This is a genomic window from Pedobacter hiemivivus (genome assembly GCF_004331685.1).
Taxonomy (GTDB): domain Bacteria; phylum Bacteroidota; class Bacteroidia; order Sphingobacteriales; family Sphingobacteriaceae; genus Pedobacter; species Pedobacter hiemivivus.
Window position 1 is genome coordinate 1 of sequence record NZ_SJSM01000063.1, and the last position, 1,086, is coordinate 1,086.

At 37.2% G+C, this 1,086-nt stretch carries 1 protein-coding gene; it reads left to right on the top strand.

What is annotated here, in order from left to right; all coding sequences use genetic code 11:
- Nucleotides 1-142: 142 nt before the first annotated feature.
- A partial coding sequence (locus EZ444_RS27715; RefSeq protein ID WP_225874875.1) for a DUF1398 family protein occupies nucleotides 143-1,086 on the top strand: 944 nt, incomplete at its 3' end.

Here is a 1,086-nt window from a genome sequence, read left to right on the forward strand (position 1 = left end):
TATACTCCAACTATACTCCAACTTTTTCAATAAAAAACATAGAGTTTGATTACTGTTTGATTTTTTTTAACTTGAAATTTTGTAGTATGCTATCCAAACCTTATCTTAGATCAGTTGTTTATTTATAAAAAACATATAGATCATGGCAAAATTTGACGGAAAATTCCTGACAGGTGTAATAGGACCTGCTGTTTTTAAGAAGTATCGCAATATGCAATTGGTTACAGGCAAATCCAGGTTGACAAAGGAGAAGCAAACTGAAAACACACACAAAGCAGCAACTCAATTTGGGATCGCCAGTACCCTGGCAGAACAATTCCGGCGAGATGCAACGGAGATCATCACAGATTTTTATGATGGAACAATGGTTTATCGCTTTAGAACAGACGTACAAAAGGCATTGAAACAGGCATTCGACGCTCAATCTGAGACCTATCGTTTTACAACCAATAGTTTTGATCGGCTCAATGGTTTTGAATTTAATGCGGATTCTCCTGTAATGGATAATTTCTTTGCGCAACCTGAACAGACCATCAATGGAAATATCCTGACCATCAAGTTACCGGAAATGCTTGTTTCAAAGGACATGAAATTTCCAGCAAAAGCGACTTCCTGCTTGCTAAACATCACTGTGGGGATGTTTGACCTTACTTATGGAAATAGAACGATGTGTCCGATTCAGTCGATTGAAATTCCAAATGGTTCAAAAGATAGCGTTATGCCAGCTCAGGAACTTAACTTTGAAATAGAACCAGGCTGTTTATGTATTTCTATRTTTTCATTTCAGTTTATACAAAAGACATTTTCTGGTAACCTGATCATCAATAGTAAAAGCTTCAATCCTGTTGCTGTATTCAGAGCTGTAATAGCGGATGGGACAGTCGATCAGGAACAGACAGAAAAATGGGATGATATCGAATTGGTGAGGGATTCTAAATTTTTTAATAGCCCTAAAATAGCACTTAAAGCGATTGAGCAGGAACATGAAAAAGTAAAAAGTGGAGCAGATTTCCCCCAGTACATTCAAGCGATCAAAAAGTTAGGCGTAGAAGAATTTGTGACCTATGTATCTGATAGCCATACCCA